Source organism: Streptomyces sp. NPDC030165, from assembly GCF_055573595.1.
On the sequence record NZ_JBVIBD010000001.1, the window covers coordinates 691178 to 710996 of the forward strand.

General features: G+C 73.4%; 22 protein-coding genes and 1 pseudogene. 16 read left to right on the forward strand and 7 right to left on the reverse strand.

The genetic code is table 11. The annotated features are described in order from the left end of the window. The first annotated feature begins 238 nt into the window (after positions 1 to 238). The 11 genes and pseudogenes from ACZ4Z1_RS03125 to ctaD all read left to right on the forward strand — a co-directional run. Positions 239 to 559 carry a gas vesicle protein GvpO gene (locus ACZ4Z1_RS03125; RefSeq protein WP_468484810.1) on the forward strand — a complete coding sequence of 107 codons (321 nt, stop codon included), beginning with the start codon at positions 239 to 241 and terminating at the stop codon, positions 557 to 559. Next, a complete protein-coding gene (locus ACZ4Z1_RS03130; protein ID WP_468484811.1) occupies positions 556 to 987 on the forward strand; it encodes a gas vesicle structural protein GvpA in 432 nt (143 codons plus the stop codon). The genes ACZ4Z1_RS03125 and ACZ4Z1_RS03130 overlap by 4 nt, the downstream gene beginning before the upstream one ends. Next, positions 984 to 1724 carry a GvpL/GvpF family gas vesicle protein gene (locus ACZ4Z1_RS03135; protein WP_468484812.1) on the forward strand — a complete coding sequence of 247 codons (741 nt, stop codon included), beginning with the start codon at positions 984 to 986 and terminating at the stop codon, positions 1722 to 1724. The genes ACZ4Z1_RS03130 and ACZ4Z1_RS03135 overlap by 4 nt, the downstream gene beginning before the upstream one ends. A 3-nt stretch (positions 1725 to 1727) precedes the next feature. Continuing rightward, the gene (locus tag ACZ4Z1_RS03140) at positions 1728 to 1973 is read left to right on the forward strand and encodes a gas vesicle protein GvpG (protein ID WP_468484813.1); all 246 of its coding nucleotides are present in this window, start codon (positions 1728 to 1730) and stop codon (positions 1971 to 1973) included. A 169-nt stretch (positions 1974 to 2142) separates the two neighbouring features. Continuing rightward, positions 2143 to 2811 carry a DNA primase gene (locus ACZ4Z1_RS03145; RefSeq protein WP_468484814.1) on the forward strand — a complete coding sequence of 223 codons (669 nt, stop codon included), beginning with the start codon at positions 2143 to 2145 and terminating at the stop codon, positions 2809 to 2811. Beyond that, positions 2804 to 3952 carry an SRPBCC family protein gene (locus tag ACZ4Z1_RS03150; protein ID WP_468484815.1) on the forward strand — a complete coding sequence of 383 codons (1149 nt, stop codon included), beginning with the start codon at positions 2804 to 2806 and terminating at the stop codon, positions 3950 to 3952. The genes ACZ4Z1_RS03145 and ACZ4Z1_RS03150 overlap by 8 nt, the downstream gene beginning before the upstream one ends. Further along, positions 3949 to 4275, forward strand: coding sequence for a gas vesicle protein (locus ACZ4Z1_RS03155; protein WP_468484816.1), 327 nt, complete (start codon positions 3949 to 3951; stop codon positions 4273 to 4275). Before ACZ4Z1_RS03150 ends, ACZ4Z1_RS03155 begins: the two co-directional genes overlap by 4 nt. Continuing rightward, positions 4272 to 5099: a GvpL/GvpF family gas vesicle protein gene (locus ACZ4Z1_RS03160; RefSeq protein WP_468484817.1), complete on the forward strand. Its 828-nt coding sequence runs from the start codon at positions 4272 to 4274 to the stop codon at positions 5097 to 5099. Before ACZ4Z1_RS03155 ends, ACZ4Z1_RS03160 begins: the two co-directional genes overlap by 4 nt. Continuing rightward, on the forward strand, positions 5096 to 5350 hold the full coding sequence (locus tag ACZ4Z1_RS03165) for a gas vesicle protein (protein ID WP_468484818.1): 255 nt from the start codon (positions 5096 to 5098) through the stop codon (positions 5348 to 5350). The genes ACZ4Z1_RS03160 and ACZ4Z1_RS03165 overlap by 4 nt, the downstream gene beginning before the upstream one ends. Further along, a complete protein-coding gene (locus ACZ4Z1_RS03170) occupies positions 5347 to 5622 on the forward strand; it encodes a gas vesicle protein K (protein ID WP_030671485.1) in 276 nt (91 codons plus the stop codon). Before ACZ4Z1_RS03165 ends, ACZ4Z1_RS03170 begins: the two co-directional genes overlap by 4 nt. A gap of 188 nt (positions 5623 to 5810) precedes the next feature. Then, a pseudogene (gene ctaD / locus ACZ4Z1_RS03175) lies at positions 5811 to 7487 on the forward strand (aa3-type cytochrome oxidase subunit I); the annotation flags it as partial. Here ctaD and ACZ4Z1_RS03180 read toward each other — a convergent pair. The 5 genes from ACZ4Z1_RS03180 to ACZ4Z1_RS03200 form a co-directional block, all read right to left on the reverse strand. Beyond that, positions 7450 to 8529, reverse strand: a complete 1080-nt coding sequence (locus tag ACZ4Z1_RS03180; RefSeq protein ID WP_468484819.1) for a helix-turn-helix transcriptional regulator — start codon at positions 8527 to 8529, stop codon at positions 7450 to 7452. The pseudogene ctaD and the gene ACZ4Z1_RS03180 sit on opposite strands and share 38 nt — an antisense overlap. Before the next feature lie 53 nt (positions 8530 to 8582). Beyond that, positions 8583 to 8753, reverse strand: coding sequence for a hydrophobic protein (locus ACZ4Z1_RS03185; RefSeq protein WP_468484820.1), 171 nt, complete (start codon positions 8751 to 8753; stop codon positions 8583 to 8585). 71 nt (positions 8754 to 8824) lie between these two features. After that, the gene (locus tag ACZ4Z1_RS03190; protein WP_468484821.1) at positions 8825 to 9835 is read right to left on the reverse strand and encodes a hypothetical protein; all 1011 of its coding nucleotides are present in this window, start codon (positions 9833 to 9835) and stop codon (positions 8825 to 8827) included. Positions 9836 to 10289: 454 nt separating this feature from the next. Then, complete coding sequence (locus ACZ4Z1_RS03195; protein WP_468484822.1) at positions 10290 to 11624, reverse strand: ABC transporter substrate-binding protein; 1335 nt, start codon at positions 11622 to 11624, stop codon at positions 10290 to 10292. Beyond that, positions 11602 to 12156 (reverse strand): MTB12 C-terminal domain-containing protein, encoded by a 555-nt coding sequence (locus ACZ4Z1_RS03200; protein WP_468484823.1) that lies wholly within the window; start codon positions 12154 to 12156, stop codon positions 11602 to 11604. Before ACZ4Z1_RS03200 ends, ACZ4Z1_RS03195 begins: the two co-directional genes overlap by 23 nt. A gap of 113 nt (positions 12157 to 12269) precedes the next feature. Between ACZ4Z1_RS03200 and ACZ4Z1_RS03205 the strand changes: the two genes are divergently transcribed. The 3 genes from ACZ4Z1_RS03205 to ACZ4Z1_RS03215 all read left to right on the forward strand — a co-directional run bounded on the left by ACZ4Z1_RS03205 (position 12270) and on the right by ACZ4Z1_RS03215 (position 16304). Then, the gene (locus tag ACZ4Z1_RS03205; RefSeq protein ID WP_468484824.1) at positions 12270 to 12815 is read left to right on the forward strand and encodes a hypothetical protein; all 546 of its coding nucleotides are present in this window, start codon (positions 12270 to 12272) and stop codon (positions 12813 to 12815) included. Next, positions 12812 to 15532 (forward strand): ABC transporter permease subunit, encoded by a 2721-nt coding sequence (locus tag ACZ4Z1_RS03210; protein WP_468484825.1) that lies wholly within the window; start codon positions 12812 to 12814, stop codon positions 15530 to 15532. Before ACZ4Z1_RS03205 ends, ACZ4Z1_RS03210 begins: the two co-directional genes overlap by 4 nt. An 88-nt stretch (positions 15533 to 15620) precedes the next feature. Then, a complete protein-coding gene (locus tag ACZ4Z1_RS03215; protein ID WP_468484826.1) occupies positions 15621 to 16304 on the forward strand; it encodes an ATP-binding cassette domain-containing protein in 684 nt (227 codons plus the stop codon). A gap of 27 nt (positions 16305 to 16331) precedes the next feature. Here ACZ4Z1_RS03215 and ACZ4Z1_RS03220 read toward each other — a convergent pair whose 3' ends face one another. Together ACZ4Z1_RS03220 and ACZ4Z1_RS03225 are read right to left on the reverse strand one after the other, a co-directional pair. Further along, on the reverse strand, positions 16332 to 16802 hold the full coding sequence (locus tag ACZ4Z1_RS03220; protein ID WP_468484827.1) for a transglycosylase family protein: 471 nt from the start codon (positions 16800 to 16802) through the stop codon (positions 16332 to 16334). 139 nt (positions 16803 to 16941) lie between these two features. Next, entirely contained in the window at positions 16942 to 17604 is a 663-nt protein-coding gene (locus ACZ4Z1_RS03225) for a LysM peptidoglycan-binding domain-containing protein (protein ID WP_468484828.1), read from the reverse strand. Positions 17605 to 18201: 597 nt separating this feature from the next. Here ACZ4Z1_RS03225 and ACZ4Z1_RS03230 point away from each other — a divergent pair. Continuing rightward, complete coding sequence (locus ACZ4Z1_RS03230) at positions 18202 to 19023, forward strand: hypothetical protein (RefSeq protein WP_468484829.1); 822 nt, start codon at positions 18202 to 18204, stop codon at positions 19021 to 19023. 170 nt (positions 19024 to 19193) lie between these two features. Further along, a complete protein-coding gene (locus tag ACZ4Z1_RS03235) occupies positions 19194 to 19592 on the forward strand; it encodes a hypothetical protein (protein ID WP_468484830.1) in 399 nt (132 codons plus the stop codon). The last annotated feature ends 227 nt before the right edge of the window (positions 19593 to 19819 follow it).

Genomic DNA, 19819 nt, shown 5'->3' on the forward strand with positions numbered 1-19819 from the left:
GGGAATCGGGGTCGGTCTGATTTCGGCCTTGTTCGGCGGCCGGCGACCGCAGCGGGTCACTTCGGGACGGGCCGGAATTAATTCCCCGTCAGCAGCCGTCCATTCCTTTGTTTTTCCGGTTTCCGACAGCACGGAAATTGGCCGACGGCACGCCGCCGCAGCATATTTCGCACGCATCGGTGCCGGTCGGCGGGTTTGAGTCCACCACCGTGCGGTACTCGCTGATGCCGAGGAGCCCATGGGAGACAACACAGCGAACACACCGGACAAGAGCAACAACCACCGAGCGGCGTCCGCCCGCCCCAGCGTGCCGGAACTCCTGCGGTCGGCCCGGGAACAGCTCGCCGAGCTGACCGGACTGACCCCCGAGACCGTGTCCCGGTTCGAGAAGACCGAGGACGGCTGGGTCCTGGAGACCGAAGTGCTGGAGCTCGCCCGGGTACCCGAGACGATGAGCCTCATGGCGTTGTACGAGGTCTCTCTCGACCCGGACGGAGTGCTCACGGGCTACCGGCGCGTCAGCCGCTACGAGCGTGCGAGAGGAAAACCGCGATCATGACCGTTGTCCCGGCACAACAGCAGTCCGGGGGCGGGGGCGGCACCAGTGGCCTCTACGACGTACTGGAGCTGATCCTCGACCGCGGCCTGGTGATCGACGCGTTCGTCCGCGTCTCACTGGTCGGTATCGAGATCCTCAAGATCGATGTCCGTGTGGTGGTGGCCAGCGTCGACACCTACCTGCGGTTCGCCGAGGCCTGTAACCGCCTCGACCTGGAGACCGGCGCCAACAAGAGCCCCGGCCTGCCCGACGTGGTCGGCCAGGTCACCGAGTCCGGCGCCAAGGGCAAGTCCAAGGGCGCGCTCTCCGGCGCGGCCGAAACCTTCGCCGACGCGATCGGCCAGGGGCGGGACAAGGGCGAGAGCGAAGGCGAACCGCAGCGCAGGACGCGGCGCACCGCCTCCCGCAAGAAGGAGGAGAGCGAGTGAGCACGTACGTCTACGGCATCGCCCGCGCCGACCACCCGAAGCCCGAGCAGGAGATCCTGGGCATCGGCGACCCGCCACGCCCGGTCCGCATCGTGCGCCAGGGCGACCTGGCGGCGATCGTCAGCGACTGCCCCGACAAGCTGCGGCCCAAGCGCCGTGACCTCCTCGCCCACCAGCACGTACTGACCGAGGCCGGGGCGGACGGCGCGGTGCTGCCGCTGCGCTTCGGCTCGCTGTCCGACAACGACGAGGCGGTCCAGGACGTTCTGGCCGAGCACGCCGAGCACTACAAGGCACAGCTGGACGACCTCAACGGGCGGGTCGAGTACAACGTCAAGGCCGCCCACCGCGAGGAGGACGTACTGCGGCGGGTGCTGACCGAGGAGCCGGAGATCCGCGCCCTCAACGAGGCCAACCAGGCCGCCGGCGGCGGCGCGTACCAGGACAAGCTGCGCCTCGGCGAGCTGGTCGCCAACGCCGTACGGGCCCGCGAGGTCGCCGACGCGCACACCGTGGAATCGGCGCTCGCACCGAAGGCGGAGCAGTCCTGCCCCGGGCCCGAGGGCGCCGGCTGGCTGGTGAACCTGTCCTTCCTGATGCGGCGCGAGGACGCGGCGGCCTTCCTGGACGCCGCCGACCGGCTCGGCGCCGACCACCCGCACCTGGAGCTGCTGGTCAACGGGCCGCTCCCGCCGTACAGCTTCGTCCGCCCGCTAGAGTCCGCCGCCGCGGAGTGACCGGTGGGCCTGATCAAGGAACTGCTGCTGCTCCCGGCCGCTCCCATCCGCGGGACCGGCTGGGTGCTGCGGCAGGTCCTCACCGAGGCCGAGCGGCAGTACTACGACCCGGCCGTCGTCCAGCGCGAACTGCGCGAGCTGGCGGAGCAGCTGGACAACGGACAGATCGACGAGGCCGAGTTCGACCGGCGCGAGGACGCGCTGCTGGACCGGCTGGAGGAACTGCGGCGCCGGGAGTCCGGGGCCTGACCGCCCCGGCCTCCGCGCCGCTCCCCCGGGGTGGCATCCCCCGCCCCCCGTACCCCAAGGACATTCCCGACCCGGACAGTACGAGATCCCCGGAAAGCATCGCGCCGGACGCCCGACCGTGTACGGGACGGGAGGACGAGCGCGACCTGACATGGAGGAGATCCCCGACATGAACAACCGGCCGGCACTGGTGCTGGCCGTCGCCGGAGGCTATCTGCTCGGCCGCACCAAGAAGGCCAAGCTCGCCATCGGTATCGGCAGCATGGTCCTGGGCAAGCGACTGAATCTCAGCCCGCAGCAACTGGTCTCCCTGGTCAACGACCAGATAGCCGCCAACCCGCAGCTCAAGGAGTTGCGCGAACAACTGCGCGGCGATCTCAAGGGTGTGGGCAAGGCGGCGACCGGCGCACTGGTCACCAAGCGCCTCGACTCCCTGGCGGACAGCCTGCACGAGCGGACCCTGAACGTGCGCGACCGGTTGGACGCGGGCGAGGTCGGCGGCAAGGCCGCGGACACCGTACGCGGCGTGGCCGGCGGCGGACGGGACGACGAGGAAGCGTCCGACGACGGCGCGGAGGAGACCGCGTCGAGAAGCCGCGGCAGCGGCTCGCGGAAGTCCGGCGGTGAGCGACGCGGCGCCGACGGGAAGAAGAGCGCGGGCGCGCGATCCTCGAAGACCCCCGCCAGGACGAGCGCCAAGTCCGGCGCCAAGGCCGCACCGGACCAGCGCAAGCGGCCCGCGAAGCAGGCGGCCGCCGCGCCGAAGAAGACCGCGTCGGCCGCGAAGAAGACGGCCCGCTCCACCACCCGCCGGAGCGGGGGTGAGGGCCGTGGCTGACACGAAGTCCGGCGGGCCGATGGACACCGTCAAGGACACCGTGGCCGGCAACCCGGCCGTCGACCGCCTCAAGGAGGAAGCCGTCTCGTTCGCCGCCGCGCAGGCCCAGCGCCTGCTGGTGGCCACCGGGAAGCGGCTCGGCGAGGCCACCACCCGGCTCACGGACGTGGCCGAGGGCCGCAGCGAGAGCCTGGTCGGCCCGGTGATCAAGGAAACCCTCAAGGGCGCGGTCAAGGACACCGCCAAGAACTCCGTCAAGGGCGCCTTCAAGAAGCTCACCGGCGGGCGCAAGGGCGGTGGCGGCAAGGGCAAGTCCGTCACGATCAGCGAGGACGTCGACGTCGGCGTGCCGGTGCGCGAGGCGTACAACCAGTGGACGCAGTTCCAGGAGTTCAGCACCTTCGCCAAGGGGGTGCAGGGGGTGGAGTCCGCCGACGACACCGACTCCAACTGGCGCGCCAAGGTCTTCTGGTCGTCCCGCAGCTGGAAGGCGCACACCACCGAGCAGCTGCCCGACGAGCGCATCAGCTGGACCTCCGAGGGCGCCAAGGGCACGCTCAAGGGCGTCGTCACCTTCCACGAGCTGGCCGCCGGCCTCACCCGCGTGCTGCTGGTCATCGAGTACCACCCCAAGGGCCTGTTCGAGAAGACCGGCAACATCTGGCGGGCGCAGGGCCGCCGCGCACGGCTGGACCTGAAGAACTTCCGCCGCTTCGTGATGATGCGGGGCGAGGCGACCGGCGAGTGGCGCGGTGAGATCCGCGACGGCGAGGTCGTCGTCAGCCACGACGAGGCCGTGGAGCGTGAGGAGCGGGACCGCGAGGAGCGGGACACCGAGGGCGCGGGCAAGCCGTCCGAGGACGCGTACGAGGAGGAGTCCGGTGACTCCGCCGACTCCGGCGACGAGGAGCCGGCGGCCGAGGACGCGTACGAGGACGAGGAGGCGGCCGAGGCCGAGGACACCGAGGCGGACGACGAGGACGCGGACGCCGCGTACGAGGACGAGGCCGAGGAAGAGGCGGCGGACGAGCCCGAGGACGCGTACGACGAGGAGGGCGCCGAGGACGCGTACGACGAAGAGGAGGAACCGGCGTACGACGAGGACGCCGAGGACGAGCGGGAGCCGGAGCCGGCCCGATGAGTTCCCAGGTCCCCTCCCCCTACGGCTCCTCCAACGGCGGCGCCAATCTCGCCGACATCCTCGAACGCGTCCTGGACAAGGGTGTGGTGATCGCCGGTGACATCCGCATCAACCTGCTCGACATCGAACTGCTCACGATCAAGCTGCGGCTGATCGTGGCCTCGGTCGAGCGGGCGGAGGAGATGGGCATCGACTGGTGGCGCGACGACCCGACGCTGTCCTCCAGTGCCCGGCGCCGCGAACTCGCCCAGGAGAACGAGCGGCTGCGCGAGCGGATCGCCGCCCTGGAGGGCGGCCAGGAGACGCGAGAGGAGATCACTTGAGTACGCACGGCGCCGAGCTGATGTACACCTACGCCGTCGCCCGGGCCGGCTGCCGACCGCCGGAGGGCCTGCTCGGTGTCGCGGACGCACCCGTGGAGACCGTCACGGAGGGCGCGCTCGCCGCCCTGGTCTCCCGGGTGCCGGCCGCCGACTTCGAGGAGGAGGCGCTCCGCGCCCACCTGGAGGACATGGCGTGGCTGGAGCGGACCGCCCGGGCGCACCGCAGCGTGGTGGACACCGCGGCCGCGGAGTTCTGCGTGCTGCCGCTGCGCCTGGTGACGGTCCACCGCGACGAACGCGGGGTCCGGCAGGTCCTCGCGCAGCGCACCGAGGAGTTCCTGAGCGCGCTGGTGAGCCTGGACGGCCGGATGGAGTGGGGTGTCAAGGCGTACGTCGAGGACGCCGGGACCGCCAAGCCCGCCGTGCCCGCGGGCGGTTCGGCCCGCCAGGCGCCCGCCGACGGCTCGGGCCGTGACTTCCTGCGCCGGCGGCTCGCCCACCGGCAGGCCCAGGAGCAGAACCAGCGGCGCGCCGACGAACTGGCCCGCGCCGCCCATGAGGCGCTGGACAAGTTCGCCGAGCGCAGCCGGCTGCACCGCCCGCAGGACGCCCGGCTGTCCGGGGTCAGCGGCCGCAACGTGCTCAACGGCGCCTATCTGATCCCCCGCGAGCAGGCGGGGGCGTTCGCGGGCCTGGTCGGTGAGCTCGCTGACCGCAGCCCCGGTGTGCGGATCGAGCTGACCGGGCCGTGGGCCCCGTACTCCTTCGCCCAGCCGCCCCAGCCCCCGGAGGCGGGCGGCGACACCGGGACCGGTGCGGTATGACGTCGCCGGTGGCCGGCCCGCAGCCGGACAATCCCCTGGCGGAACGGCAGATCGCCCTGGTTGACCTGCTGGACCGGCTGCTGGCGGGCGGCGCGGTGATCGCGGGTGACCTCACCCTGCGCATCGCCGACGTGGATCTCGTACGGATCGACCTGCGGGCCCTGATCAGTTCGGTCAACGCCAACGTTCCCTCGCCCTTCGAGGAGTTGGAGCCGGGGTCCGGGCAAGCCGAGGAGGAGGTGGCGCCGTGACACGGCGTGTCGAACTGGACGAGGACACCGTGGAGCGCGACCTGGTGCGGCTGGTACTGACGGTGGTGGAACTGCTGCACCAGCTCATGGAGCGGCAGGCGCTGCGCCGCGTGGACCAGGGCGATCTGTCCGAGGACCAGGAGGAGCGGATCGGCCTGACGCTGATGCTGCTGGAGCGGCGGATGGGCGAGCTGTGCGAGCGGTACGGCATCGGGAAGGACGAACTCAACCTCGACCTCGGCCCGTTGGGTCCGCTGCTGCCCCGGGAGTGAACGCCGCGACGGCGCGCCGCGGCCCGCCGCAATGATCCGGCCGCGCTGCGCTCGCCCCCTCGCGCGACCGGGCCCGTACGGCCATCATGGCCTGTGCCTGAGCACATCCCTCAGCACGTCCTTTACGACTTCCGGCCGCACCGGCCCTCCGGCCGCTGCCGGGCTTCTTGGCGAACGAGGTGGCGCAGATGGGTACGGACACCGTGGAGGCGAGCCCGGAGCCGGTGCGGGCGCGGCGGCCCGGCGCGGTGGTGGTGGACTGGCTGACCACCACCGACCACAAGAAGATCGGCCATCTCTACCTGGTCACCGCGTTCGGCTTCTTCCTCCTCGGCGGGGTGCTGGCGCTGCTGATGCGGGCCGAACTGGCCCGCCCCGGCCTCCAGATCCTGACGAACGAGGAGTTCAACCAGGCGTTCACGATGCACGGCACGATCATGCTGCTGCTGTTCGCCACCCCCGCCTTCGCGGGTTTCGCCAACGAGATCATGCCGTTGCAGATCGGCTCGCCCGACGTGGCCTTCCCGCGGCTGAACATGCTTTCGTACTGGCTGTTCCTCTTCGGCGGCCTGATCGTGGTGGGCAGCATGCTGACGCCGACGGGCGCCGCGGACTTCGGCTGGACCGCCTACGCCCCGCTCAGCTCGATGGTCCGCTCCCCCGGCATCGGCGCCGACATGTGGATCATGGGCCTGGCGCTCGCCGGCTTCGGCACCATCCTGGGGTCGGTCAACTTCATCACCACCATCATCGGGATGCGCGCGCCGGGCATGACGATGTTCCGGATGCCGGTCTTCACCTGGAACGTGCTGTTCACCTCGATCCTGGTGCTGGTCGCCTTCCCCGTGCTGGCGGCCTCGCTGCTGGTGCTGGAGGCGGACCGGCGCTTCGGCTCGGTGGTCTTCGAGGGGCAGTGGGGCGGCTCGCTGCTGTGGCAGCACCTGTTCTGGTTCTTCGGGCACCCCGAGGTCTACATCATCGCGCTGCCGTTCTTCGGCATCATCACCGAGATCATCCCGGTCTTCTCCCGCAAGCCCATCTTCGGCTACGTGATGCTGATCGGTGCGACGATGGCGATCACCGGGCTGTCGGTCGTGGTGTGGGCGCACCACATGTTCGCGACGGGCGCGGTGCTGCTGCCGTTCTTCTCGTTCATGTCGTTTTTGATCGCGGTGCCGACGGGGGTGAAGTTCTTCAACTGGATCGGCACGATGTGGCGCGGCTCGCTGTCCTTCGAGACGCCGATGCTGTGGGCCGTGGGGTTCCTGGTGAGCTTCCTGTTCGGCGGTCTGACCGGGGTGATCCTGGCATCTCCGCCGCTGGACTTCCACGTCACCGACACGTATTTCGTCGTCGCCCACTTCCACTACGTCGTCTTCGGCACGGTCGTCTTCGCGATGTTCGCCGGCTTCTACTTCTGGTGGCCGAAGTTCACCGGCAGGATGCTGGACGAGCGGCTGGGCAAGGTGCACTTCTGGACGCTGTTCGTGGGCTTCCACACCACCTTCCTCGTCCAGCACTGGCTGGGCGTGGAGGGGATGCCGCGCCGGATCGCCGACTACCTGGCGGCGGACGGCTTCACCGCGCTCAACACCCTCTCGACCGTCGGCGCCTTCCTGCTCGGCCTGTCCACGCTGCCGTTCCTCTACAACGTCTGGAAGACGACGAAGTACGGCACGAAGGTCGAGACGGACGATCCGTGGGGCTACGGCCGCTCCCTGGAGTGGGCGACCTCCTGTCCCCCGCCGCGCCACAATTTCCTGACCATTCCGCGCATCCGCTCGGAGTCGCCCGCCTTCGACCTGCACCACCCGGGCATCGCGCGACTCACCCCGCCGGACGCTCCGGAGCCGCAAAAGCCCCAGGACTCGCAGGGGCCTCAGGAGACGCAGGGACAGCAGGATCATCCGCAGGCGACGCAGGAGGGCCCGGGGCGGTCCCCGAAGGAGCCGGGTTCAGCGCCCGGGTCAGCCGGTCCCTGATCTCCCGTATCCGGTCCGTCAGCTCCGGCGGCTCGCGCACCTCGAAGTCGAAGCCCATCAGGACGACGTGGATCACCAGGACGTCCAGCCGGTGCGCGCCGGTGTGCAGCAGGCAGCGGTGGTCGTCGAGCGGTTCGATCACGCCGTCGGACGGGGTGATCTGCTGAGCCGCCTCCTCGGCGCCGGCGTGCAGCACGAGGGTGGCCCGCTCGGCGTACGCGTGCGTGGAGACGCCCCGCGAGACGTAGTCGGCCAGGTTCTCGGCGGGGCCCGGGCGCGGTGTGAAGCGCGGGCCGTGCGGCGGGGTGGGGGTGATGCGGTCGGCGCGGAACGTCCGCCAGTCCCCGCGGTCCACGTCCCAGGCGACGAGGTACCAGCGGCGCTGCGCGGACACCAGGCGGTGCGGCTCGACGGTGCGGCGGGTGACCGTACCGTCGTGGCCCTCGTAGGCGAAGCGCAGCCGCTCGCTGTCCCGGCAGGCGTTGGCCAGTTCGGTGAGGACGGCGGCGTCGACCCGGGGGCCCGGGCGGCCGAGCATGGGGACGGTGAAGGCGTTGAGGGCGCCGACGCGGCGGCGCAGCCGGTGCGGCAGCACCTGTTCCAGCTTGGCCAGGGCCCGTACGGAGGTCTCCTCGATGCCTTCGACGCCGCCGGCCGCGGCGGTGCGCAGTCCCACGGCGACTGCCACCGCCTCCTCGTCGTCGAGGAGCAGCGGTGGCAGTTCGGCGCCCGCGCCCAGTTGATAGCCCCCGGCGGTGCCGGGGGCCGAGTGGACGGGGTAGCCCAGTCCGCGCAGGCGGTCGATGTCGCGGCGGACGGTGCGCGGGGTCACGCCGAGCCGGTCGGCGAGGTCCGCGCCCGTCCACTCGCGGTGTGCCTGCAGGAGAGAGAGCAGGCGCAGCAGTCGTGCCGAGGTCTCCAACATGCCGGGAAGTCTGGCAGTACATGCGGACAGCTACGGACCGCATGCTCCCGGCGTCACCACCTGTACCAGCGTGTGCGACCACCGCCCGCGCTCGTCGTACGGAAGAGGAAGCCGAGGAGCCACACGACCAGGACCGCGATGGCCACCCACCACAGTGCCTTGAGCGCGAAACCCGCGCCGAACAGGATGATTGCCAGAAGCAGTACCAGAAGAACAGGAACCATGTGAATCGCACCTCCGTTGCTCCGAGTGCCCCCGGCGTGCGGTGTTATGCGTCCTGTCTGACGAGGTCCGGTCAAGAACCGGCCGGGTGCGTGCCGTCCGCCCCGTCGCCCGTGACCCGGACCGTCAGGTCGTTGTCGCGGGTGTAGGACGGGCCGATCCTCAGCTGCCCCGACGGGCAGCCGACGGGCAGCGCCGGGTGGGTGACGGCTTCCTTCTTCTCCGGTACGTCGTCGAGCAGCCGGGCGATACGCACCGGCTCGGCCTCCTCGGCCGTACGCAGCCACAGGTCCCAGCTCTCGCTGCCGCCCTCCCAGCGCTCGGCGAGCTGGGCGTAGGGCAGGGTGAAGGCGAAGTCGGGGCCTTCACCGGTGAGCGGGACGGTGATGCGGGAGACCGCGCCGGCCGCCTCCTGGGCACCGCGGCGGGTCGTCGTGGCCTCGGCGCGGGCGCCCGGGCCGAGCGCGGCGCCGTACAGACGGCCCGCGACCGTCACTCCGCCGGCGTCGACGTGGACGCCCCCGGCCTCGGCATGCGGCCCGCGCAGCCAGCTGCGCAGCGCGAGACTGCCGGACCTGGTCGTGTACGGGATGCGGACGCCGAGCCGGCCGATCCCGGCCAGCGGGCGGCGGTCCACCAGGGAGCTCAGGTCGGTCACACCGGGCAGCAGCCGCTGCGGGCCGCGGCCGTCGCCGAGGTCGGCGTAGGCGTTCCAGCGGCCTTCGGGGAGCGCGACGGTGCTGGGCAGGACGGCGCGCAGCCGTCCGGAGCCGTTCGGGCCGAGCGGCAGCCGCAGCTCCTCGTCGGCGCCGCCGTCGCGCGGGCCGAGGACGAGCGCCGCGCTCCAGACCGGCCTGGTGCCCTGCGGGGCGGTGATGTCGAAGGTCAGGCCGCCTGCGGAGTCGGCGATGCAGTCCGCGCGCAGCGGCTGTGCGGGGCCGTCCGCCCTGCGGGCACCGCGGCCGGTGGCCGTGGCGTCCGGGCGGGCGGGGTCCGTGACCGTGGCCTCGTCCCGCACGGGAGCGACGGCTTCGGAACCGGCTGTCCCGGCGCCCGTCACGGGCAGTTGCGTCGACGCGTTCATACCCTCCGCACCCCTCTCACAGCGGCCTGCGCCGCGTCCTTGGTTGCGTACGCCCCGTGCTCCGGGCGGGGCCGGGTCCGCCGGGCGCCGGTGCGGACCGTCCCTCCGGTGCCGTGGGCGTGCAGAATCAGGAATGAGCTGTGCATGCGTCCCCGTATTCCGTCCCCGTGTCCCTTGGTCACCGCGGACGAGTACCGTCGTCCGCCCGTTGAACGGTTGGACCGTGGTTCCGGGTTCCGGGTTGGGGCCTTTGGCCAACTTGTTCCGAAAGAGTTAGGACATCGGTAGCGACGTCAGGGAACTTTCCCGAACCGTTGATCGTCGGTTCTGTGCCGTGCTGTATCGCCACAAGCTATGCCGTCCCGGGCCGTCCCGTCACGAGGTGTGCAGCCACCGGCTCGCCGCGCCGGGGTGCCCGTGCCCGTAGGGCGGGCGCGCGGTACGGTCCGGGCGCTCAGGGCCGGTAGGGCAGCTGGGGGACGGTGAAACAGTTGGTGTCCATGTCACCCTGGGTGACCCAGCCGCCCCGGCCGCCGCGCGCCGTATCGCGCCAGCGGGCGACCGACAGGCAGGTGCGGTCGGTGGCCGGCGGCTCGGCCAGCGGCCGGTACGAGGCGGGAAGCAGCAGGCCACGGGCGGTGTACGGCGCGCCCTGGCCGACGAAGCGCTCCACGCACGCACGGGTCAGCCGCTGCCCGCAAGAGCGCGCCGCGTCGGCGAACCACATCGCCGCCGCCCACCCCTCCAGCTGCCACTGGGACAGCGGTTTCCCCTGGGCGTACCGGGCCATCCCGGCGCGGAAGTCCCGGACCGCCGCGCCGCCCGGGCCGCTCCCCGGATCGTCGTAGTTGCGGCTGGCGCCGGTGGCCCACAGGGCGTTGCGGCAGCCCGGCGAATCCTTGTAGTCCTTCGCGACCGCATCCGACCAGTTCTGTACGTTCGTAACCTTCGCGACCGGCCGGACGCCCGCCGCGTCCATCGCCTCGCACAGCTGCGCGTTGCCGTGCGTGTCCATCGCGTCGAAGACCAGGTCGGCGCCCCGGTCGCGCAGCCCGGCGGCGACCGCGGGGAAGTTGGGCAGCGCGAAGTCGACCTGCTCGCTGGTCACGTCGTACCCCTCGGTCTCCAGACCGCGCACGATCAGCCGGGCGTACGCGGCGGACGCCGCCTGGTTGTAGGAGACGACGGCGGCGCTGCGGGCGCGCTGCACGCGCTTGAAGTAGCGGTAGACCTCCGTGCCGCCGTACAGCCGCCCGTCCCAGCCCGCCGCCTTGCCGTCCCGCGGCGCCCGGCTGCCGTAGATCCCGTACAGATGGGGGTACGTGTCGTACGCAGCGCCGACCGGCTGTCCCCCGATGTCGGGGACGCCCGCGGCGGAGACCCGGGGCGCGCCCGCGTAGTCCAGCGCGGTGGTCGCGACCAGCGCGAACACCTTGTCCTCCGTCAGGAGCCTGCGCACGCACTCGTTGTTGCCGACGCCGCTGCCGCCGTCGTCGCAGGTCACCGCGCGCACCGGCCGCCCGTTGACGCCGCCGCGCGCGTTCAGCGCCTCGAAGTAGGCCAGCGCGCCGTCCCGTGGCCCGGTGAACGCCTCGCCGCCCACCGGGCTCGTCGTACTGGTGATGATGCCGACGACGATCGGCTCGCGCCCGGGGGCGCCGGTGGCGGACGCGGTCCCACGGTGTTCGAAGTCACCCTCCGGCAGCCTGCTGCCGCAGGCAGACGTCAACGCGAGCAGCAGCGCCGCGGCGGCGGCACCGGCCGCCTCAGCAGCCCGGCGCGTCCGCATTGCCGCTCATGCCCACCAGCGCGCACAGGGTCTTGAGCGACACCTTCCACACCTTGCCCTGATGGACGGCGGCGCCCTTGGCGTTCGGCAGCGCGGTGGCGCCCTTGAGGGTGAGGCTGTACGTCACGTCGGCCTCGGTCGCCGAGGTGAACCGTACGGCGGACACCTGCGCCGCGACCTGCTGCCCCCGCTGGTCGCCGTTGAACGCCTCCAGCAGCAGCTGGAGGTCCTCGCCGTTCTGGAGGTACTTCGCCTTCTCCGCGTTGGACAGCTTCGGGTCGAAGAACTTCTTCCAGTTCCTCTTGATCTCGCGCTCGGCGGCTGCCGGATCGGCCGGAGCGTCGCCCGAGGAGGACGGCGTGCCGGCGGACACCGTTGCCGTGCCGGGGTCCTCCGAAGCGGAGGACGCCCCGCTGGGCGCGCGCTGCCCGCCGTCCTCGGCGTCACCGCAACCCGCCGCTCCGGCCGTCATCAGCAGTACCGCCGCCACCAGCGCCGGGACCCGCCGCGCACGCCCCCCACGGACCGTCATGTACACCACCGCCTGTCGTCGCGACCGGCCGGAGCCGGTCTGGCACAAGCCTTCTAGGTGCTGTCTCCACAGGGCATAGTGCAGGCATTCGCCGGAAGCCGCGAGGGGGCGTGATGCGCAACGCGCGAACACGGTTCGGGGCACGCCTGGCTCCGTGGGGCGGCTGGGCGGCGCTGGCGGGCGGCGCTGTGCTGTGCGCGGCCGGCTGGTACGGCGTCTCCGGCGAGCGGTTCGCCGAGCGGCAGATTCCGTTCCTGGCGTCCTGCTCGATCCCGGGCGCCGCCCTGATCATCGCGGGCGCGGTGCTGGTGGCGCGCGGCGACCAGGGCCTGGCGGCGGCGCGCGTCGAGGAGTTGTACGGGCTGCTGGTGACGTACGGGGCCGACGACGCGCCGGCGGGGGCGGGCTGGGTTGCGGCGGAGGCGGGCGGGACACCGGCGGGACCGGGCGGGGCTTCGGCCGCCCGGAAGGACCTGGACGCCGGCCCACCGCTCACCGTCCCCGGCGGAACGCTCCTGCACCGGCCCGGCTGCCCCCTGGTGGCGGGCCGCCCGGACGCCCGGCCCGCCGTCGGCGGCCCGCAGGGGGCGGACGGTCCCCCGCCCGCCCCCTGCCCCGTCTGTGAGCCGGACACCCCGCACCCCGGCCCGGACCGGTGAGCTCCCTCACGTACGACCTCACCCTGGCCGGACTCGCGGTGGGCAGCGCCGCCGCGCTCACCGGCATCGGGCTGATCGTCACCTACCGGGCCACCGGCGTCCTGAACTTCGCGCACGGCGCCGTCGCCATGGTGTGCGCCTACGTCCTGCGGCAGCTGGCGGTCGGCTGGAACTTGCCGCTGCCGCTCGCCGCCGCCGTCACCCTCCTCGTCGTCGCCCCCGGCATCGGACTCGCCCTGGACCGCGCCGTCTTCCGCCCGCTGTCCGTGCAGGGCGCGGGCCCGGCCCGCACCCTGGTCGCCTCCCTCGGTGTCTTCGTCCTCCTGGTCGGCGGCGCGGGCCTGGTCTGGGGGCCGGGAGCACGCGCGGACGCGCCCGCGCTGCTGCCCGACGACCCCTGGGTGCAGCTCGGTACGGCCGTCACCCTGGCCGCCGGAGTCGCCGCCGTCACCCGCTGGACCCGCTTCGGACGCGAACTGCGCGCCGTCGTCGACAACCGCCCGCTCGCCGTCCTCAGCGGCATCGACGCCGACCGGGTCGCCGCCGCGGGCTGGGCCTTCGGGGCCTTCACCGCCGGGCTGACTGGCGTACTGCTGGCCCCGCTGCTGCGCCTGGACCCGTACGGGCTGCCGCTGCTGGTGATGGAGGTGATGGCGGTCGCGGTGGCGGCCGGGCTGCGCAGCCTGCCGGTGGCGGTGGCCGTGGCCCTGGGCATCGGCGTCGCGCAGAGCCAGCTCACCCGGCTGCACCCGGGCGGCAGCCTGGAACCCCTCGTCCAGGCCGTCGGCGCCAACCTGTTCGCCGTGGCCCTGCTGGCCGCCGCCCTGGCCCTGCGCGGCCTCGGTGTCCCCCGCGTCCTGCCCGACGCGCCGCACGGCGGCACCGCGCCGGCCCTGCGCACCGGCCGGCTGCCCGACCACGCCGGGCGCGCCTGGCTGGTCTGCGGCATCCTCTTCCTGCTGCCCCTGGGCTTCGCGGGCGGCGATCTGCGCACCGCCGTGCAGGTACCGGCGCTCGCCGTGGTGCTGCTCTCCCTGGTGGTCGTCACCGGGCGCGGCGGCCAGATCTCCCTGGGCCAGGCCGCGTATGCCGGACTGGGCGCCCTGTTCACCGCGCTGCTCGCGGCCGGCCGCTTCCCGGGCCTGCCGGCGGTCCCCGGGCTGTCCGCCCTGCTGCTGGCCGTCCTGCTGACCGCGCCGCTCGGTCTGCTCACCGGCTGGCCCGCGCTGCGCAGGCACGGCGTCGCGACGGCCCTGGCCACCCTCGCCTTCGGCGTCGCCGTCAGTCGGTTCGTCTTCGCCCAGCCGTACGCCACCGCCGGTCTCACCCTCGACCGTCCCGCCGGTTTCGCCGGTGACCGCGCGTACTACGTCCTGGAACTGGCCCTGCTCGGCCTCGCGCTGCTCGCTGTGGCGGCGCTGCGCCGCGGACGTACGGGGCGCGCGCTGGCCGCGATGCGCGACCACGAGCCGGGGGCGGCCGCCGCGGGCGTGCCCGTACCGGCCATGAAACTGGCGGCCTTCACGGTGGGCGCCGCCCTGGCCGCGCTGGGCGGCGGGATGCTCGGCATGGCGCTGCGCGCCTTCGACCCGGCGTCCTACGACCCGGTGCGCGGCCTGCTGTGGTTCGCGGCCGTGCTGGTCCTGGGCGCCGACAGCCTGCTGGGGGCGCTCGCCGCCGCGGTGCTGCTGGTCGGTCTGGACGCGGGGGCGGAGGGCGGTGCGGCGACCGCGGTGATCGGCGTGCTCGCCGTCCTCACCGGACGGCTCCCGCACGGCCCGTACGCCGCCCTGCGCGCCGCCGTCGCCCGCCTGTCCGCCGCGCCGGAGCCACGGCTGACTCCGCTGGGCGCGCGCATACGGGGGCGGGCGGTGCCGGTGCGTACGCCGGTGGGCCGCACGCCGGTGGACCGTACGACGGCCGGAATCCGTGCCCCGGAGCCCCGCCGCTCCGCGGCCCACAGTCCGAAGCCCCCGCCTGCCTCCGCATCCCCGGCCCCCGCAGTCCCCGCGCTCCCTTCTCCCTCCCCCACCGGCCGTCTCACCGCCCGCGCCCTCCGCGCCCGTTACGACGGCTTCACCGTGCTGGACGGTGTCGACCTGGCCGTGGCGCCGGGCCGGATCACCGCGCTCATCGGGCCCAACGGGGCGGGCAAGAGCACCCTGTTCCACTGCCTGTGCGGCACCCTGCGTCCCGCCGGCGGCCGGGTGCTGCTCGACGGGACCGACATCACCCACCGCTCCGCGCACGTCCGGGCCCGCCTCGGGCTGGCCCGGACCTTTCAGCAGCTCGCCGTGTTCGACGGGCTGACCGTGGCCGAGAACGTCCGGGTCGGCGCCGAGCAGAGCGGCGTGCCGGACCCGGCGGCCGCCACCGGCCGGGCGCTGGGGCTGCTCGCCCTCGACGGGCCGCTGCGCACCGCGCCCGTCACCGGGCTGGACACCGGCGCCCTGCGCCGCGTCGAACTGGCCCGCGCCCTCGCCGGCCGCCCGCGTACCCTGCTGCTGGACGAGCCCGCCGCGGGCCTGGACAGTGCCGAGGTGGCCGTGCTCGCCGACGTCCTGCGCGCCGTGGCGGCCGACGGCACGGCGCTGCTCGTCGTCGAGCACGACCTCGGTCTGGTCGCCGGGCTGGCCGACACGGTCTACGCGATGGCGGCGGGCCGCATCGTGACCCGCGGGCCTGCCCGCCGCGTCCTGGCGGAGCCCCGGCCGTGAACGGGCAGGTGCGTGCGGACGGCCGGCCACGGCGGACCGGAGCGGCACGGGCACCCGCACCCGCACCCGCATCGACATCGACATCGGCATGAGCATCGAGACGGCCCTGTGCGCGGCCCGCGTCCGGTACGGCTCCCTGGAGGCCCTGCACGGCATCGACCTGGCCGTGCCGGGCCACTGCGTCACCGTGCTCCTCGGGCGCAACGGTTCCGGCCGCACCACCGTCCTGCGCGCGCTGGCGGGCACCGTGCCGCTCACCGCCGGACGCGTCGTGTGGCGCGGTACGGACATCACCCGGCTGCCCGCGCACGCCCGCGCGCGCCGCGGACTGACCCTGGTGCCCGACCGCGGAGCCGTCTTCGGCTCACTCTCCGTCGGCGAACAGCTCGAACTCGCCGCACCGGACGGCACCGTCGGACCTGCCCTGGAGGCCTACCCGCAGCTGCGCGCGCTGCTCGGCCGCCGCGCCGGCACCCTCTCCGGCGGCGAGCAGCGGATGCTCGCCGTGGCCCGCGCGCTGGCCGGCCCCGCCCGGCTGCTCCTCCTGGACGAGCCTGCCCAGGGCATGTCGCCGGCCGTCACGGCCCGTACGCACGCACTGCTCGGCGACCTGGCGGCCGCCGGACGCACGGTCCTCGTCGCCGAGCAAGCGCTGCCGCCCGGCCTGTGCCGCGCCGCCACGGTCGCGTACGTCCTGCGGCGCGGCACCGTCGCCTTCGCCGGCGAACCGGCGGAGGCGGCCCGCTTCCCCGGGGCCGGAGCCGGTGGCTGAGCCTGTGTCATGGCCTCGCCGGGCCGCTCACAGGTTCGGTGTCACCACCCGGCCGGTGAGTACGGGCAGCGCCCGGTCCCGCTTGCCGAGCCCGTACCGCCTGGCGCAGTGCGGCCAGGCCGACCAGCCCTGCGTACGCCGCACCCGTTCGGCGACGGCGATCTGCTGCTTGCGGGTGGCGAGGTCGGCGCGCGGCGCGTAGGCCAGGCCGCCGTACTCCTTCCAGGTCGACTGCCGGAACTGCAGTCCTCCGTAGAACGCGTTGCCGGTGTTCTTGCGCCAGTCACCGCCGCTCTCGCACTCGGCGATGCAGTTCCACGGCCCCTTGGTGAGGGAGCAGCCCGCCGGGGACGGCAGGTGGTGTGTCACGTCCCGCGCCTGCGCGCCCTCGGGCGCGCACAGCAGGACGACGGCCGGGACGAGGGACAGGACGGCCACTCTGCGGCGGCCGGCTTTCGCCGGACGCTTGGGCATCAGCACCCGAGAAGAATGGGACATCGGCTCACGCTAAACAGGGGCGGGCGGGGGCCCGCGCCGCCGCGCCGGACAGCGCGACGCCCCACCCGGTCGGTGGACGGCCGGGTGGGGCGTTCGGCGTACCGGCGCCGGGGACGGGGCCGTGCGGCGGCCCCGGCACTCAGACCGTGAGCCGCTGCCCCGGGACGATCAGGTTCGGGTCGCCGCCGACGACGGCCCGGTTGGCGGCGTACAGCTGACGCCAGCTCACGTTGTGCGCGGCGGCGATCCGGCTGAGCGTGTCGCCCTGCCGCACCGTGTACCCGCCGGTACCGGCCCGCGACCTGCCGCGGTCGGCGTGGCCTCCGGTGCCGCGCGCCTTCTTGCCGACCTTGGCTCCGACGTCCCGGCGGACGTCCTTGCGCACGTGCCGCTCGCCGCTGCTCTGGCCTGAGCGGTACGCCTTCGGTGCCTTGGGCGCGCTCCCGTACGCGCCGGCCCGTGCGGCGCAGGTCGGCCAGGCGCCCCAGCCCTGCGACGCCTGGACGCGGGTGGCCACGGCGATCTGCTGGGAGCGGCTGGCTCCGGCGGCCGTCGGCGCGTACGCGGTGCCGCCGTGTGCGCGCCAGGTGCTGTTGGTGAACTGCAGGCCGCCCGAGAAACCGTTGCCGGTGTTGATGTGCCAGTTGCCGCCGCTCTCGCAGCGGGCGATGCGGTCCCACACTCCGCCGTCCGCCGCCTGTGCCCCTCCGGCGGTGGCGGCCACCAGCGCGAGCGGGGCCACGAGGGCCGCCCCGGCGAGCGCGGCGATGTCACGGCGTATGACGCCCTTCGAGAAAGGCATGGAATCCCTCTCCACGAACCCGGGAGTCCCCCTGGTGCCGTGGCGCGGGCGCGTCTTGCGTCCGCGGACCTCGGCACCCCGCCCGCCGCGGGGTGGTGCCGGTCGTGCTCGGTGGTGCTGCGTGCGGTGCATCCGGTGCCACACGACGCGGCTCGTGAGCCGTGCCCTGCGCGGCGGGCCGGCCATGGTGCCGGCCGGCGGTGGATGCGGACGGCGGGCGTCCCCGGGTGGTGCTCGGTGCACACGGCCGGAGAATGTAGGGAGGCTCACGCGCTGTTATCAACCGTGTCGTCGTCCTACCTGGCCAGTCGGGCGTTACCGGAGGTATCAGCCAAAACAGGCCACCCACTTGATTCCTCGATTTCCGCATTTGTCACCCAGCCGACCCGACGATCTGTGACCCACCTCACCGCCCCAACTTCCGTGTCCGCAGCACGGGTTGGCAGGGAGTGAGCGGTTCCGGTCCGCATCTCACGCTCCGCTTCGAACGGTTCGATTCCGTACCCGGCCGCGCGTGACTCCTGCCACAGATCGCCCGTTGTCCTGGTACGAGCCGGGACCCGCCCGGCAGCCCGCGCAACGATCGAGGAGCCATCCGTGCCGCGCATGCTCGACGTCAGTGACGACGTTCGCGCCGAGATCGGTGACGAAGAAGCCGAACGCCTGCTGGCCGGTGGCAACACCCCCGGCAACTACGACTGCACCTCCTGCCGCACCCCCGGCGACAGCGAGCAGGAGCGCACCAGCACCGTCCTGTTCGTCGGCGAGGAGACCGCGGTGCTCGCGTTCGCCCACGCGTCGTGCATCCCCTCGCAGGTCGTACCGGTCTCCGAGGAGCAGCTCCAGGGCGCCGTGCGCTCCATCACCGGCGAGGACGGCCACGCCGCCGAGCCGCCCGCCGGGCCGCCGCCCGCCACGCCCTTCGCCGCCCTCCCCGGCGAGCACCGGCAGGCGACACTCGGTGTCACCTGCGGCCTGGTCCTGGTCGAGGGCGACCTGCGGCCGGCGCTGGTCGTCGAGCCGGCCGGGCCCATCGCCCGCCCCGGCTCCACCGAGCCGGGCGACGCGTTCCTGCCGCTGCTCCTGGAGCACGGCTTCGCCCCGGTGACGGACATGGCCGTACTGCCCGCCCCCAACCCGGGCTGGTCGGTGCTGCTGGCCGCCGGGCAGCTGCACGCCATCCTCCAGCCGGGCACCGACGGCGGCCAGCCCAGTTCGTGGTGGCAGGCGCACCAGCCGCTGCCCGTCTCGGACGGCTGGCGCGCCGCCGCGGGCAAGGCGCGGACCGTCCTGGTGTACGCGGCCCCGGTGGGCGCCGTCGGCCATCAGCCGCGGGAGGACCTGATGCGCGAGGCCATGGAGAAGGCCGCCGCGGAAGGCAAGCTGGTGGCCGCGTCGATGCCGCTGGCGGGCACCTGACCGGCGCGCTTCCTCGTCCGGGTGCCCCGGTCCCGCCCGTACGGGACCGGGGCACCGTGCCGCACCCTGCCGGTTTCACGAGCCGGCCGTGAGCCGGTCGCACTCCCCTCCGAACAGCCGATTCTTCGCAGAGACCGCATCCCGGGAGCATCCGGGTCGTTGGCACAGACGTGCACGCATACGACCCCTCCTCCCGCGTCCCGTATCCCTACCAGATCCCCGGCATGCGCCCGTCGCACGACGCGACCACGGCGACCATGGCGGCCCCCCACGCCGCCCCCGCCTCGGCCACGCCGATCTACGACTCGCTGTACGCCGAGTACCGCCGCTCCTTCCGGGCGCTGCCGGGGGACCGGAGCGGCGAGGAAGGGCTGAGCGCCGAGGCGATGCGGAGCATCTGGGGCCGTACCACCACCGCGACCGGCCACCTCCCGTCGTCCGGCCACTGGGAGCCGGTCCCCCGCCAGCAGTACCACGGCCACCCGCACCACGCGGGCGGCCACCACCGCGGCCACTTCCCCCCGGCGCTGCCCCCGGCACCCCGCGAGTACCGCCCGCACGGCCACTGACCGGCCCGCACGCTCCGCACACTCCCGTATGCCCGCGCCTACCTCCGTACGGCCCCGCACACCTTCGTACGCCCCGTAAGCCCCACGCACGAAAACGGTGGCGGGGGGGGGGGGGAGAGACCCCCCCCCCCCCCCCCCCCCCCCCCGGCTGGTCGCCTCTTCTTTTTTTTTTTTTCTTATCGCCGTAAAGAGAGGGGGGGGGTGGTGACCCCCCAAAAGCACACCTC

What these genes read in the sequence shown, in the direction of transcription:
- ACZ4Z1_RS03125 (WP_468484810.1), top strand. Translation starts at nt 239, where the DNA reads ATGGGAGACAACACAGCGAACACACCGGACAAGAGCAACAACCACCGA.
- ACZ4Z1_RS03130 (WP_468484811.1), top strand. Translation starts at nt 556, where the DNA reads ATGACCGTTGTCCCGGCACAACAGCAGTCCGGGGGCGGGGGCGGCACC.
- ACZ4Z1_RS03145 (WP_468484814.1), top strand. Translation starts at nt 2,143, where the DNA reads ATGAACAACCGGCCGGCACTGGTGCTGGCCGTCGCCGGAGGCTATCTG.
- ACZ4Z1_RS03155 (WP_468484816.1), top strand. Translation starts at nt 3,949, where the DNA reads ATGAGTTCCCAGGTCCCCTCCCCCTACGGCTCCTCCAACGGCGGCGCC.
- ACZ4Z1_RS03165 (WP_468484818.1), top strand. Translation starts at nt 5,096, where the DNA reads ATGACGTCGCCGGTGGCCGGCCCGCAGCCGGACAATCCCCTGGCGGAA.
- ACZ4Z1_RS03180 (WP_468484819.1), bottom strand. Translation starts at nt 8,529, where the DNA reads ATGTTGGAGACCTCGGCACGACTGCTGCGCCTGCTCTCTCTCCTGCAG.
- ACZ4Z1_RS03185 (WP_468484820.1), bottom strand. Translation starts at nt 8,753, where the DNA reads ATGGTTCCTGTTCTTCTGGTACTGCTTCTGGCAATCATCCTGTTCGGC.
- ACZ4Z1_RS03190 (WP_468484821.1), bottom strand. Translation starts at nt 9,835, where the DNA reads ATGAACGCGTCGACGCAACTGCCCGTGACGGGCGCCGGGACAGCCGGT.
- ACZ4Z1_RS03195 (WP_468484822.1), bottom strand. Translation starts at nt 11,624, where the DNA reads ATGCGGACGCGCCGGGCTGCTGAGGCGGCCGGTGCCGCCGCCGCGGCG.
- ACZ4Z1_RS03200 (WP_468484823.1), bottom strand. Translation starts at nt 12,156, where the DNA reads ATGACGGTCCGTGGGGGGCGTGCGCGGCGGGTCCCGGCGCTGGTGGCG.
- ACZ4Z1_RS03205 (WP_468484824.1), top strand. Translation starts at nt 12,270, where the DNA reads ATGCGCAACGCGCGAACACGGTTCGGGGCACGCCTGGCTCCGTGGGGC.
- ACZ4Z1_RS03215 (WP_468484826.1), top strand. Translation starts at nt 15,621, where the DNA reads ATGAGCATCGAGACGGCCCTGTGCGCGGCCCGCGTCCGGTACGGCTCC.
- ACZ4Z1_RS03220 (WP_468484827.1), bottom strand. Translation starts at nt 16,802, where the DNA reads ATGTCCCATTCTTCTCGGGTGCTGATGCCCAAGCGTCCGGCGAAAGCC.
- ACZ4Z1_RS03225 (WP_468484828.1), bottom strand. Translation starts at nt 17,604, where the DNA reads ATGCCTTTCTCGAAGGGCGTCATACGCCGTGACATCGCCGCGCTCGCC.